Source organism: Gordonia jinghuaiqii (assembly GCF_014041935.1).
Taxonomy (GTDB): Bacteria; Actinomycetota; Actinomycetes; order Mycobacteriales; family Mycobacteriaceae; genus Gordonia; species Gordonia jinghuaiqii.
Genome location: NZ_CP059491.1, coordinates 4,553,648 through 4,566,946 on the forward strand (window position 1 = coordinate 4,553,648; position 13,299 = coordinate 4,566,946).

A 13,299-nucleotide genomic window follows, 5' to 3' on the forward strand; every position below is an offset into this window, starting at 1 on the left:
GAAACCCGCGGTACGCCTCAACTCAAAAAACGTTTCTATCCTGTTACGGCTGTGGCGCGCCCGCACCCCGTACGACACACGCCGAGAACAACCGCGCGGGATTGGCCGCCAAGAGGCCGGCCGCCACATCCGGCGCGACGCCGTGACGCTGCAGCCGCGGAAGAAAGAGCCGTGGCACATATCCGATCCCGTTGCCTCCATACCGGGTCCACATGGCCTTCGATGCGAGGTCATGACTCAAGAGCAGCTGGTGCGCACGGCCACCATCGACGAGGCGAGCAATGGCCGCCGCAGTTTGCTCAGGCGCGGGCGATTGCCCCTCTCCCGAGTAGTAGAAGGGCATACCGATCATGTCGAACTCAAGCCAGACTCCGGTATCCGCCACGGCCAGTTGATAATCGGGGTCGTTGCCAGACGGGTCCATGTGACACAGGACGGTGGCATCGGGGGCAACACCCTCCTCCGCCAGAACGATGTCGAGCACCTCGAAGGCGCGACGCTGCCATCCCGGAAGGTGGATGAGCAACGGCACACCGACCTCACGCTGCACCCGACACGCCGCACGCAGACGAACCCTCTCCGAATCGGTGAACGCAGGCGATACCCCTATCTCACCGATGATCCCGGGCCGGACCCCGGTCCCGTCGACACCGTCGACGAACTCTGCCATCAGGTCCTCGGTGAGCTCCTCGACGCCGGCCGAAAGCTTGTCCAGCTCATGGAACCCGTGTACGTACCAGCCCGATCCCATGATCACATTGACCCCGGATTCGCGTGAGATGCGCTGGAGCGCAACCGGATCTCTCCCGATCTGACCGTTGCTGCAGTCGACGACGGTGCGACCGCCGACTGCGCTGAAGTTGGCCAGCTCGGCGACCATCGCAGCAGGATCGTCGTGGCGGGCGTTGTCGAGGCAACAGAACGGGTTCTCCGACAGCAGCCAGCCGAGCGAGGCGTCCATCGGCGTGCGGTACAGCTCACGATCCGCCGGCTCCTCGGGCTCGACGAAACGCAGTGTCCAGTCGCAGACGAGATGCTCGTGCATCAGGGTCATACCGAGTTCTTCGACCGCCACCCCACCGAGGACTGTCATCACCTCTACGTCATTCATGGCGACGACAGTAATGCTTGGCGAGCGCCGCCGCGCGTTCGAATCTAGAATTGTTTCTATGCACCCTCGGACACTCACCATCGCAGGCAGTGAGGTACCCACGATCGGCCAGGGAACCTGGCGGATGGGCGAAGACCCGCAACGGGAGGTCGTTGCCCTCCGCGCCGGCATCGACCTCGGCCTCACCCTCCTGGACACCGCCGAGATGTACGCCGAGGGCCGTGCTGAACAGGTGGTTGCGGAAGCCACTCGCGGGCGTCGTGATGATGTCTTCATCGTGAGCAAGGTGCATCCCGACAATGCGGCCACTGTCGACACCATCAGGGCCTGTGAGAACAGCCTGAGCCGGCTCGAGACGGACCGCATCGACCTCTACCTTCTCCATTGGCGCCTTGACACGCCTCTGGAAGAAACGATTCTTGCATTCGATCAGCTCGTCTCGGACGGCAAGATCCGCGCATGGGGCGTCAGCAACTTCGACAGCGGCGATCTCGACGACCTGCCCGACGGGAACGCTCCCGCGGCCGACCAGATCCTCTACAACCTGGTCACACGAGGCCCGGAGGCCGAACTCATGCCTCGCTGCGCCGACGAGGGCATAACGGTGATGGCCTACACGCCCGTGGACAAGGGCGCCCTGCTGGAGCATCCGATCCTGGCAGCGCTCGCCGCAGACCGTGGAGTCTCCCCCGCTCAGGTCGCCCTGGCCTGGTCCATCCGGGACGGCAACACCGTCGCGATACCGAAAGCCCTGTCGCTCAACCACATCGAAGACAACGCGGCTGCCCTGGACTTGGACCTGACCGCAGAAGAACTCGCAGTTCTGGACGGGGCGTTCCCCGCTCCGGGGGTCGTCCCGCTCGAAACCGGCTCCTGAACAACTCCCGCACTGCCATATGCAGCCTCACCCCGTACAACTCTCACCACACAGAAGGAATCGATTCCATGAGCCAGCTCCTGGGAAATGTCTTCACCACGAAACTCGATCCGGAAGGCTATGTCTCCCTCGACGACGGCACTCCGGTCTCGACCGGAGCCCACTTCATCGGGGACTTCGCAGGCGGCAAAGTAGGTGTCTGGGGTGCCGAGGTCGGATTCATCGGCGGCGAGGCCGCTGACGAGATCTTCGTCATTCTGGAGGGCCGCGCCGAGGTCAGCTTCGACGAGACAGGGGAAACGTTCATCGCCGGGCCGGGCGACATCGTGCGCCTGTACGCAGGTAAACGCAACACCTGGAAGACGATCGAACCGATCCGCAAGGTGTCGTTCTGGATCGAGCGCGAAGGCTGAGCACTCGGCGAAGCAAGGACTCTGCGGACCAAGGACCGGTTGCGCCGGCCTCCGCTCACCAACCCTCGGTGAGCGCGGTGGGCGACCACCTCGGCCAGTCCGGCGAACCTGCGGGCATGCCGTCGACGAACCTCGCGACGATGCGCGTCGTCGGACTCTCGTTGGCGTAGACGGTTGCCTGGTCGCTGCGCGTGATGGCTTCGCGGATCAGCGGCCACAGACGTTGATAGCGTTCGCGGATCTTGTGTTCGGGGACGGCGTGTCCGCCGCTGTCGACGCGGAGCCGAACACGGTGCACGGCAAGCTCTTCGGGGATCAACAGGACGTGCAGCACCACCCGGTAGCCAGCCGCGTGTGCTCGATCCAGGAGTTCCAGCTTCGAGGGATGCGAGAAGACCGTCTCGGCGATGAAGGACGTGCCGTTCCCGATGAGCGCGTCGCGGGTCGCCGCCGCCAGCCGGGCGGCGTCGTATGAATGGGCTTGCGCGGCGTCGGGCCACTTCTGTCCGGCGATCAGGTCCGCGTTCACGAAGGGCGTGTGCAGCAACGGCTGCAGATGACGTTCGACGAGCGTCGACTTTCCGGCGCCGTTGCACCCGACGACCAGGTCGAGCCGGGGACTCACTGTCCGAGGACGACGCTCGTCCCGTCGGGTCGGTACTCGACGAGCCGGCCGGCGTCATCGACCACCACCGACGAGAACCCCTCTGATGCACGTCGGACCACGTGGTCGTCGTCGGCGAGTCGCGCTTCGAGCTGTGCGTCGATCTCGGCGTCGTAGACGACGGTCTCCTCCGGGGTCAACGATTCTCCCGGCAGACCACCGGCCAGAGCCGCTTCGACCCGCCGACGCGACGCCGTCGTCCGCTGCGAGACGCTCCGGCCGAGGCGGGCCCAGTGCTCCAGTTGCTGCCGCGCCGATCGCTGTTCCCGCGCGCCCTCCCGGGCGGCATCGCTCACCAGCGCTGCCGACAGCCGGGTCACCTTGTCCGTACCGGTGCTCATCCACGCCTCCCACGCCAGTGTGTAGCAGAGTGCTACATCGGCCAGCGTACGCCGACGGTCGGCCTCGCGGCGACCGTCGGCGGGCTCCGGCTCCGCCCTGGGGACGCCCACGGGCGGAGCCGGCAGATCTCAGTCGACCTCGCGCGTCAGCGGGTCGAGACCGCGTCCCGCCTCGGCAGCACCCACCCGGGACGCGGGAAGTGGCAGGTGTAGCCGTTCGGGAAGTTCAGCAGGTAGTCCTGGTGCTCGGGCTCGGCCTCCCAGAACGGCCCCAGCGGCTCGATGGTCGTGACCGCCTTTCCAGGCCAGAGACCCGACGCGTCGACATCGGCGATCGTGTCCCGCGCGATGCGCTCCTGCTCGGGTGTCACCGGGAAGATCGCCGACCGGTAGCTCGATCCGATGTCGTTTCCCTGACGATCGCGCGTCGTCGGATCGTGGATCTGGAAGAAGAACGCCAGGATGTCGCGGTACGACGTCTGGGTGGGGTCGAAGACGATCTCGACGGCCTCCGCATGTCCGGGATGGTTGCGGTAGGTGGCGTGATCGTTGCGGCCGCCGGTGTAGCCGACCCTGGTGTCCAGGACGCCGGGCTGCTTGCGGATCAGGTCCTCCATGCCCCAGAAGCAACCGCCGGCGAGGACGGCGGTCTCGGTGCCGGGGCGCCTGGTGATCTGGCCGGTGTCGATGGTCATGCGTTCTCCTCATTGGTGCCGGTGTGGGTGTCTGTGGTGTCAGGGGTGCCGGCGAACAGCTCCGCGTAGTCGCCGTAGCCCTGCGCGGCGAGTTCTCCGGCCGGGATGAACCGCAGCGCGGCCGAGTTCATGCAGTAGCGCTGCCCGCCGGCATCGCGCGGCCCGTCGTCGAAGAGGTGTCCGAGATGACTGTCGGCTCCCGCCGATCGCACCTCGGTGCGCCGCATCCACAGGGTGCGGTCGCTCTTGGTTGCCACCGCGTCGGGCTCGATGGGCTGGGTGAAGCTCGGCCAGCCGGTGCCGCTGTCGTACTTGTCGGTCGACGAGAACAGCGGCTGTCCGGACACGACGTCGACGTAGATGCCGGGCTCGTGGTTGTCCCAGTATTCGTTGTCGAAAGCGCGCTCGGTGCCGTCGCGCTGGGTGACGCGGTACTGGGCGTCGGTGAGACGACTCAACGACTCGGGTGTCTTGCGGTAGGTGTTGCTCACGATGTCCTCCTGACGACACCGCTGGCTGCGGCGTCACAGGACACAACGATGCGACGTCCCGTTTTGGTCCCGCGCCCACGAATAGGATGATCCGGACGCGAATCAGGAAGGGACCAGTGGAGTTCACGTGGATGGTGGCCGGCGGCGCCGTCCGCTGGTCCTACACCCTCGCACCGGACGGACAGGGCACCACGTTGACCGAGTCGTGGGCTGTGCAACCCCTCGGCTTCGAGAAATTCGCCGAGTGGTTCGGCGACGACGCCACGGCTCAGCTCGAAGCACGACGCGACGCGGCACTCGCCGGGATCCCGGCGACCCTCGAGGCGATCAAGAAGATCGTCGAGGGTCGCTGAGGCTGCCCGCCCGGCGGATGCCGTTCCTCGCTCCCAGGGACGGCAGCCGCCGGGCGGCTATTTTCTACGAGCTGATCGCCTCCGAGTCGCGGCGGCCCCACGCCGGCGAGTTCTCGATGGCGTCGATGATCCGCGGCCGCAGTTCATCGGCGCGGATCACCGCGTCCACCGAGCCGACCTCCACGGCACGACGGATGCTGTGCACCGAGTCGAACTCGGCGGCGATCTCACTGATCTTCTCCGCACGCACCGACTGACGAAGATCGGCGAGCTCGGCGTTGAGCCGGGACCGGTCCGCGCCCGAGGCCTGCGCGGTCTCGGCCTCGAGTTTGCGCACCCGCGAATCGGCACCGACTCGTTTGGCCACCTCACCGGCGAAGACCACCGCGGCTGCGGGGGCACCACCGAGGACCGACGCGAACGAGCCGTCGATCGCGAGCACGGTCATGTTCGGGTTGAGCGCCTTGGAGAACACCACGAAGGCGCCGCCGTGGTACCGCGAGATCACGCAGAACACGATGGGCCCCTGGAAGTTGACGATGGCCCGTCCGATCTCGGCGCCGTACTCCAGCTGCAGTTTGCGCATCGACTCCGGCGACCCGTCGAACCCGGACAGGTTGGCCAGCACCACGAGCGGACGGTTGCCGCTGGCCACGTTGATGGCCCGCGCCGCCTTCTTCGACGACTGCGGGAACAGCGTTCCCGCCGTGTAGGTGTCGGGACCGTCGGTGGGAGTGAACCCACGACGCTGCACCTCGCGTGACTCGATACCCACCAGGCACACCGGGATTCCACCCAGATGCAGGTCGCAGACCACCGCGGTCTCCGCGTCGGCCATCCCTGCCCAGCGTTCGAGGACCTGGTGGTCCTGGTCGGCGACGGCCCTGATCACCGTCCGGATGTCGAACGGCTTCTTGCGATCCGGGTTGGTGGCCGAGGAGAAGATGTGTCCCACCGTGGTGAAGTCACTGCCCGCGAGCACGTGCGGGTAGTCGGAGATGTCGCGGTCGACGGGATCGCTCGAGTGCGCACGACGCGGGGTCTGCTCCCCCGGCACCACATAGGTGTGCTCGTAGTGCGACATCAAAAGATCCCGTGCGGCACCGAGATTCGGCGCCCAGTATTGCGCCTGCCCGTTGGGCCCCATGACGCGGTCGTAACCGCCGATGCCGAAGTTGTCCTCCGCCGACACGCCACCGGAGAAGTCCAGCGACTGCTTACCGGTCAGCACCATCGCCGAATCGGGAGTCATCACGAGGATGCCCTTGGTGTGCATGAGCATCGTCGCCTCGGCGTTCCAGTACGGCTGAGCTCCCACGTTGATGCCGGCCACGACGATGTTGATCTCGCCGCCCGCCTGCGTGAACTCGACCACCCGCTTGAGTGCCCGCGCCACCCAGTCCATGTTCTCGGTACCGGAGTCCATCGAGATACGGGCACCCGAGGACAACGCGTACCACTCGAGCGGAACCTGCATCTGTTCGGCGAGATCGAGCGCGCCGATCACCCGGCTGCACTCCGGCTCCGACAGCGCACCAAGCGATTTCGTCGGATCACCGAGCAACACGACGCGTGTGACGCCGCGCGGGTACTTGTCGGTGGGGGTGGTGACCACACCGGCCACGATCGCGGCGGTGTTGCGGCCCTTCGGCCGGTCGACCTGCACCAGCCGCTGCTCGGCGTCGAGGTCGTACTCGACGAAGTCGCCCAGGATCGCGGCCAATTCGTAGGGGTAGACGGTGTTCCGCTTGGCGGCTCGCAGCACCTTCTGGCGGTACTCGTCGACCGGCTCGATCGGCTCGTCCGTCGGCGCACCGACCTTGACGTCGTAGCCGCCGGTTGCGTTGACCGAGAAGTGAACCGACACCTTGCTCAGCTCACCGGTGTCGCGATCACGCCGGCGCGCGATGAGCTGAACCTCCTCGAGCCCGACTCCCTGTGTGGTGCCACGGATGTGGTCGGCGATGAGGTCGAGGATGCCGGCGTCGACGTCGATCGGCGGCCACACGTACATGATGATCCGGTTCGCGCTCGAGAGCCGGCTGGACCCGCGCTGGGCCCGGCGGATCGAGTCGACGCACGATGCCAGCGCGGCCTCGGCGGTCGGCAGCGTCAACAGCCGACCGTCCTGCTCACGCATCGCGGTGAGGTCACGCACCTGGGCGAAGGCGATCAGGCGCTGATCGGACGGGTTCTCCCTTGCCGCACAACGGAAGAGGTAGACCTCCTCGTCGTCCGACGACGGCAGGCGGGTGAGGTCGAACTTGCGCAACCGCTCCATCTGCATGCGCTGCGCGATGTAGGGGTGCAGTCCGCGGATCAGCCGCTCCTCGACCATGCCGGTCGCGGACGGACGGAACGTGACGTGGTGGTGCATCCGTGCATCGCCACTGCCGGCGACGGTGATGGTGACGCGATGCACCTGCGGCACAAGGGAACTGGTGGCGACGATGTCGTGCAACGTGCCGGCCAGGACGTCGAAGTCCTCGGGCTGCTGCTCCCACGCGAGGTAGATGTCGGCGTCGACCGCGGCGGTGTCGCGAGCGAGCTCGGCGAGTCCACCGATCGTCGCGGCCAGCGCGTCGAAGCCCACCGCGGCGGATGCGATGTTGCCGGCGTCGCGCTCGGCCACGACGAATGTCGCACCGCCCGCCTCCTGGACGCGGATGTCGGACAGCCCGCGGTTGCCGTAGTACCGACGGGTCAGCACCTCGAGCATCACCGTGTTGTCGGCGATCCCACGTTCGATGCGCTGACCGAGCAGCCGGACCAGCGGCTCGGTGCTGCGCACCATGTCGTCGATGCGCTCGTTGCGGTCGGCGGCAGCGGGATTCTCGTCGAGGTAGCGCAACTGCTTGCGCACGTTGTTGTAGACACGGGCACGGTCGCGCAGCAGCAGCGGCTGCCCGTACCAGGCGTAGATCACGCCCCGTGCGAGGTCCGCTATGACCGGGAACCGAACCTGCGTGGCGGCGACGAGCCGGTCGAGCGCGGTACCGACCGCCTCGCGCAGCTCCTCGCGCGGCGTCGGTTCGTTGAGCCACTCGAGCAGCAGCGCACTGATGACCGAGACCGAGTCGTTCGGGTTCTGCAGGGCGAGGAAGATCCGGAACACCGCGGCCTCGAGCTCCGGTGTGCGTTCGAGATCGGTGACCCCGTAGTGCCCCAGGGCCCGGCCGAGCTGCTCGTGGAACGCCTCGGGCAGTCCGTCGCGCTCGACGTCGAGGCTCTGCAGGTAGGTGTGGAAGTTCTCGCGGGCACTGTGCACGTGCTCCACACCGAGCTGTTCGCTCGACGGCCGGTTCTGGCTCAGCTCGGCGAGGTCGGCGAAGACGGTGACGAGTTCCAGCTCGTCGGCGAGCGGCCGCCGACCGCTGTCGAACGCGGCCCGGCGAACCGCGAGGTACTCGTCGAGCAGCCGGGTGCGGTAGTTCGGGTCGACGTCGAACCCGAGCAGCTGGCTGCGCAGGTCCTCCTGGCTGCGGGTGGTCCGCTCGTGCGGATCGATCTCGAGCTCGCCGGGGAGTTCGAGGTCGACTACGTCGGTTGCCTCCTCGACCACGTCGTCCTCGTCGCCGTCGGCGAGCGGTTCGAGGCGCATCAGGGTGGCACCGGTCTCCACCTGGGTGCCGACCGACACCGCGCATTCCTTGACGCGCGAACGGACCGGCGCGCGCAGCACCGTCTCCATCTTCATGCTCTCGAGCACCAGGATCGGCGCCCCCGCCTCGACCTCGTCACCGGCCTGCACCGGCGTGGCGACCACGAGTGCGGGAGCAGGCGACCGCACGACACCGCCCTCGTCGCGGCTGACGCGGTGGGTGACACCGTCGACGTCGACGAGATGGACGGGTCCGTGGGTGTCGGTGATCAACCGGTAGCGCGCGCGGTTGACGACGAGCTGCGCCGCATGCTCGTCGAAGCGTTCGAGGTCGACGTCGACCGTGCGGGTTTCCGAGGGCGCCTCGATGGTCACCCGGAAACGATGCGCGCCGATGGCGCCGACCCGGACGCGGTAGGTGACACCGCGCAGCTTGAGGTCGAGTGGCCGGCCGCTCTCGTGCTGGACCTGGGGCCGGCCGCCGGAGGCCGTCGTCATCAGACGCTGCCGTTCGACGAGTTCCTCTTCTTCGTAGCCGTCGATGGCCGCGGCGATCAGCGCGATGCCCGAATGCCGGTTGGCCACCAGGCGGCCCTCGGCGCGAATACGGTCGATCCACCCGGTGTCGGCACTGCCGTCGATGACTTCCGGCTGGTCGAGGAGTTCGAGGACGAAGCTCTTGTTGGTGGCGCCGCCCGCGATGATCACCCGGGTCTCGCGCACGGCGCGGCGCAGGCGTCCGAGGGCTTCCTCGCGGTCACGGCCGTAGGCGATGATCTTGGCGATCATGGAATCGAAGTCGGCGGGGATGGTGTCGCCCTCGCTGACACCGGTGTCGACGCGGATTCCCGGTCCCGCGGGGAGCTCCAGCAGGTTGATGCGGCCCGGGGCGGGGGAGAAGTCGCGGTCGGGGTCCTCGGCGTTGAGGCGGGCCTCGATGGCGTGCCCGCGCTCGCGCGGCGGCTCACCTTCGAGGCGACCACCCGACGCGACGTGCAGCTGTGCGCGCACCAGGTCGAAGCCGGTGGTGCATTCGGTGATGGGGTGCTCGACCTGCAGTCGGGTGTTGACCTCGAGGAACGCGAACAGCCGATCTCCCGGGTGGTACAGGAACTCGACGGTGGCGGCACCGCGGTAGCCGACCTTGACGGCGAGCCGCTCGGCGGATGCTTTGAGCTCGGCGACCTGGTCCGCGTCGAGCACCGGCGACGCCGATTCCTCGATGACCTTCTGGTTGCGACGCTGCACCGAGCAGTCGCGGACGCCGAGCGCCCACGCGGTGCCCTGTCCGTCGGCGATGACCTGGACCTCGACGTGGCGTGCACCGGTGACGAGACGTTCCAGGAACACGACCCCGCTACCGAAGGCTCGGGCGGCCTCGTCGCGGGTGCGCTCGTAGGCGTCGCGCAGCTCGTCGTCGCTGGTGATGACACGGATACCGCGCCCACCACCGCCTGCGGTCGCCTTGAGCATCAGCGGGTAGCCGACCTCGGCCGCCGCGGCCAGGGCGTCGTCGATGGTCTCGACCGCTCCACGGCTCCACGGCGCGACCGGCACGCCGACCTCCTCGGCGATCAGCTTGGCGCCGATCTTGTCGCCGAGCTGACGCATCGCGTCGGCCGACGGACCGACGAAGGTGACGCCGATCCGATCGCAGAGCTCGGCGAACAGCGGGTCCTCGGCCACGAAACCCCAGCCGACCCACGCCGCGTCGGCGCCGGTCTCGAGCAGTGCGTGCTCGAGGACCTTCATGTTCAGGTACGGCCGCGACGCCGCGGGCCCGAGGTCGTAGGCGACGTCGGCTTCGCGCACGAACGTGGCGTTGCGGTCCACATCGGTGTGCAGCGCGATGACCTCGATGGGCTGCCGCGTCTCTTCCGACAGGCCCCGAACGGCGTGGATGAGGCGCATCGCGGCCTCACCCCGGTTCACGATGGCGATCCGAGCAAACATCACCGACTCCATTTCACTTCGTCGTGCGGTAGCGATCCGCGGTTACGGTACAGCTCGGCGAGGCCGGAGAACTGTGGCTCCGATCAACTTCTCGCCGGCGGGTAACCCGGTGCCAGGACGCAAGATGGTCCAACGGAGTGATTGTTGCGAGTCAAATCGCTACGCGCGAGTACGACGCGTCGGTAGGTCCTACGAACAACCCTCCCGCGGCCACGGTGAACGCGGGGAACGCCGGTCCGGCGCCCGCCCGTGTCACGCCGAGATCGGGAGGGGTGTACCCAGGGGTGACGTCTCAGATCTGAACGTTCGGCGCTTGTGCGTACTCCTCGTCGGAGACCGGCTCCAGCCACTGCACGACCTCATGGGCGTCGTCACCCTCGTTGATCGCGAGGTGGACCATCAGACGTGTGGCCGCCGCACCGTGCCAATGCTCCTCGTCGGCCTCGAAGAGCACCCGGTCACCGGGTCGGATGACCTCGATCGGACCACCACGACGTTGGCACAGACCGACACCCTCGGTGACGAACACCGTCTGACTGAGCGGATGCCGGTGCCAGTGCGTCCGCGCACCCGGCATGAAATGCACGAGGTTCGCCGACATCCGCGACGGTGGCGGCGAGGCCGCGACGGCGTCGATGTACACGTCGCCGGTGAACCAGTCACCCGGCCCTTTCGCGGTGTCGACGGAACTTCGGGTGATCTTCATGCTGAACACCTTTCCTCTGTGGTGTGGCCGATCATGCGACTGCCGGGGCCGGTTCACACGGTGAGCAACACCTTTGTCGCTCGACGCTGGTCCATCGCCCGGTAACCCTCGGCGGCCTCGTCGAGCGGAAGGGTCAGGTCGAAGACCTTGCCGGGGTTGATCTCCCTGCGCCAGATCAGGTCGATGAGTTCCGGTAGAAAGCGTCTCACCGGGGCGGGCCCACCGTGTAGGTGGATCCCGGAGAAGAACAGCTCGATGCCGGGCAGTTCGACGTCGTGCGAGACGCCGACATAACCGACATGGCCACCGGGGCGCGTCGACCGGATGGCCTGCATCATCGATTCCTGCGTGCCGACCGCCTCGATCACCGAATGGGCACCGAGACCGCTGGTGAGTTCCTTGATCTTCGCGACTCCCTCGTCGCCGCGCTCTTCGACGATGTCGGTGGCGCCGAAGTCGCGCGCCAGGGCCTGCCGGTCCGCGTGGCGGCTCATCGCGATGATCCGCTCGGCACCGAGGCGCTCGGCAGCCAGGACGGCGAGAAGTCCGACGGCGCCGTCGCCGACGACGGCCACCGTCTTACCCGGCCCGACTTCGGCCGCCACCGCGGCGAACCATCCCGTACCCAACACATCCGACGCCGCGAGCAGCGACGGGATCAGGTCCGCGTCGGGCCGGCCGGGCGTGGCGACGAGGGTGCCGTCGGCGAGCGGGACGCGGGCGTACTCGGCCTGGGTGCCGATGGCCCCCATCGGCACGGCGTGAACGCATCGGGACTGGTAGCCGGCCCGGCAGATCTCGCAGGTGTTGTCGGAGGCGAAGAAGGAGCCGACGACGAAGTCGCCGACCTTCACCGTCTTCACCGCGTCGCCGATCGCGGTGACGGTGCCGACGTACTCGTGCCCCATCGGCGCGTGGTCGACATCCTCGATCCCCCGATACGGCCACAGATCCGACCCGCACACGCAGGTCGCGGCGATCTTGATGATCGCGTCGGTCGGCTCCAGGATCGTCGGATCGTCGCGATCGTCCACCCGGATCTCGCCGGGGGCGTCCATGATCACACCGCGCATCGTTTCCTCCTCGGTCGGCTCCGCCGCCGTCGTCGACGACGGCGGTCGGCACTCGTCAAGGCAACCGCATATCGCGGGTGGGTGACAGTCACTGATGTGAGGTGCACTGTCAGGGCACCCCTGCCGCGGCGTCGTCGTTCTACGCTCGACCCCATGGACAATCGCGCAGAGGTACGGGAGTTCCTCATGTCGCGGCGCGCGAAGGTGACCCCGGAGTCGGCGGGACTGCCCGCCGGGGCCAACCGCCGCGTTCCGGGTCTCCGACGCAGCGAGGTCGCAACCTTGGCCGGGGTCAGCGTGGAGTACTACTCCCGGCTCGAGCGCGGCACCATCGCAGGCGCCTCGGCCTCGGTCATCGAGGCGATCTCGCGCGCTTTGCAGCTCGACGACACCGAACGCGCACACCTACTCGATCTCGCCCGCACCGCCGACGGAATCCCGTCCTCCGGACGCTCCCGGCGTCGCTCGACGAAGAGCACTGCCACCCGCAACGGCCTGCACTGGGCACTCGACGCCATCACCGACGCCGTTGCGTTCGTGCGGAACTCCAACCAGGACCTGGTGGCCACCAACGCCTTGGGCCGCGCCTTCTACTCCCCCGTCATCGGTGACGGGGGCCGCACGCCCAACCTGGCGCGATTCCAGTTCCTCGACCCGGCGAGCCACGACTTCTATCCCGATTGGGATGTATTCGCCGAGATGTGTGTCGCCATCATGCGCGCCGAGGCCGGGCGCGACCCCCACGACAAGGCACTGCAGGATCTCGTCGGCGAGTTGTCCACGCGCAGTGACGTTTTCCGCACCCTGTGGGCGGCGCACAACGTCCGAACCCACGGAGCGGGCACCAAACACTTCCATCACCCGATCGTCGGTGACCTGACCCTGGCCTACGAGGAGTTCGCCGTCACCGCCGACCCCGGCACGATCATGATGATCTACACCGCCGAGCCGGGCTCCCCGAGCGCCGAACGCCTCCGGTTACTCGCCTCATACGCGGCAAGCGAAGTCGCCCACCCCTGAG

General features: G+C 67.6%; 12 protein-coding genes. 4 read left to right on the top strand and 8 right to left on the bottom strand.

What is annotated here, in order from left to right; all coding sequences use genetic code 11:
- Positions 1 to 43: 43 nt before the first annotated feature.
- A complete protein-coding gene (locus H1R19_RS20310; RefSeq protein WP_219849987.1) occupies positions 44 to 1,111 on the bottom strand; it encodes a phosphotriesterase family protein in 1,068 nt (355 codons plus the stop codon).
- A 58-nt stretch (positions 1,112 to 1,169) separates the two neighbouring features.
- Here H1R19_RS20310 and H1R19_RS20315 point away from each other — a divergent pair, with 58 nt between their 5' ends.
- Positions 1,170 to 1,988, top strand: coding sequence for an aldo/keto reductase (locus H1R19_RS20315; RefSeq protein WP_219851808.1), 819 nt, complete (start codon positions 1,170 to 1,172; stop codon positions 1,986 to 1,988).
- A 68-nt stretch (positions 1,989 to 2,056) separates the two neighbouring features.
- The gene (locus H1R19_RS20320) at positions 2,057 to 2,401 is read left to right on the top strand and encodes a cupin domain-containing protein (RefSeq protein WP_188331395.1); all 345 of its coding nucleotides are present in this window, start codon (positions 2,057 to 2,059) and stop codon (positions 2,399 to 2,401) included.
- A gap of 55 nt (positions 2,402 to 2,456) precedes the next feature.
- Here H1R19_RS20320 and H1R19_RS20325 read toward each other — a convergent pair whose 3' ends face one another.
- The 4 genes from H1R19_RS20325 to msrB all read right to left on the bottom strand — a co-directional run bounded on the left by H1R19_RS20325 (position 2,457) and on the right by msrB (position 4,592).
- The gene (locus H1R19_RS20325) at positions 2,457 to 3,026 is read right to left on the bottom strand and encodes an ATPase (protein WP_188331396.1); all 570 of its coding nucleotides are present in this window, start codon (positions 3,024 to 3,026) and stop codon (positions 2,457 to 2,459) included.
- Complete coding sequence (locus H1R19_RS20330; RefSeq protein ID WP_188331442.1) at positions 3,023 to 3,406, bottom strand: TA system antitoxin ParD family protein; 384 nt, start codon at positions 3,404 to 3,406, stop codon at positions 3,023 to 3,025. The genes H1R19_RS20325 and H1R19_RS20330 overlap by 4 nt, the downstream gene beginning before the upstream one ends.
- A 146-nt stretch (positions 3,407 to 3,552) precedes the next feature.
- Positions 3,553 to 4,101 (bottom strand): peptide-methionine (S)-S-oxide reductase MsrA, encoded by a 549-nt coding sequence (gene msrA, locus H1R19_RS20335; RefSeq protein WP_219849989.1) that lies wholly within the window; start codon positions 4,099 to 4,101, stop codon positions 3,553 to 3,555.
- Positions 4,098 to 4,592, bottom strand: a complete 495-nt coding sequence (gene msrB / locus H1R19_RS20340) for a peptide-methionine (R)-S-oxide reductase MsrB (RefSeq protein ID WP_188331398.1) — start codon at positions 4,590 to 4,592, stop codon at positions 4,098 to 4,100. Before msrB ends, msrA begins: the two co-directional genes overlap by 4 nt.
- A 116-nt stretch (positions 4,593 to 4,708) precedes the next feature.
- On the opposite strand from msrB, the gene H1R19_RS20345 reads away from it, so the two are divergent.
- Positions 4,709 to 4,945: a hypothetical protein gene (locus tag H1R19_RS20345; RefSeq protein WP_188331399.1), complete on the top strand. Its 237-nt coding sequence runs from the start codon at positions 4,709 to 4,711 to the stop codon at positions 4,943 to 4,945.
- Positions 4,946 to 5,009: 64 nt separating this feature from the next.
- Here H1R19_RS20345 and H1R19_RS20350 read toward each other — a convergent pair whose 3' ends face one another.
- The 3 genes from H1R19_RS20350 to H1R19_RS20360 form a co-directional block, all read right to left on the bottom strand.
- Positions 5,010 to 10,499, bottom strand: coding sequence for an ATP-binding protein (locus H1R19_RS20350; protein WP_188331400.1), 5,490 nt, complete (start codon positions 10,497 to 10,499; stop codon positions 5,010 to 5,012).
- 292 nt (positions 10,500 to 10,791) lie between these two features.
- Positions 10,792 to 11,205 carry a (R)-mandelonitrile lyase gene (locus H1R19_RS20355; protein ID WP_188331401.1) on the bottom strand — a complete coding sequence of 138 codons (414 nt, stop codon included), beginning with the start codon at positions 11,203 to 11,205 and terminating at the stop codon, positions 10,792 to 10,794.
- Positions 11,206 to 11,258: 53 nt separating this feature from the next.
- Positions 11,259 to 12,278 (bottom strand): zinc-dependent alcohol dehydrogenase family protein, encoded by a 1,020-nt coding sequence (locus H1R19_RS20360; RefSeq protein ID WP_188331402.1) that lies wholly within the window; start codon positions 12,276 to 12,278, stop codon positions 11,259 to 11,261.
- A 153-nt stretch (positions 12,279 to 12,431) separates the two neighbouring features.
- On the opposite strand from H1R19_RS20360, the gene H1R19_RS20365 reads away from it, so the two are divergent.
- A complete protein-coding gene (locus H1R19_RS20365) occupies positions 12,432 to 13,298 on the top strand; it encodes a helix-turn-helix transcriptional regulator (RefSeq protein WP_188331403.1) in 867 nt (288 codons plus the stop codon).
- The last annotated feature ends 1 nt before the right edge of the window (position 13,299 follow it).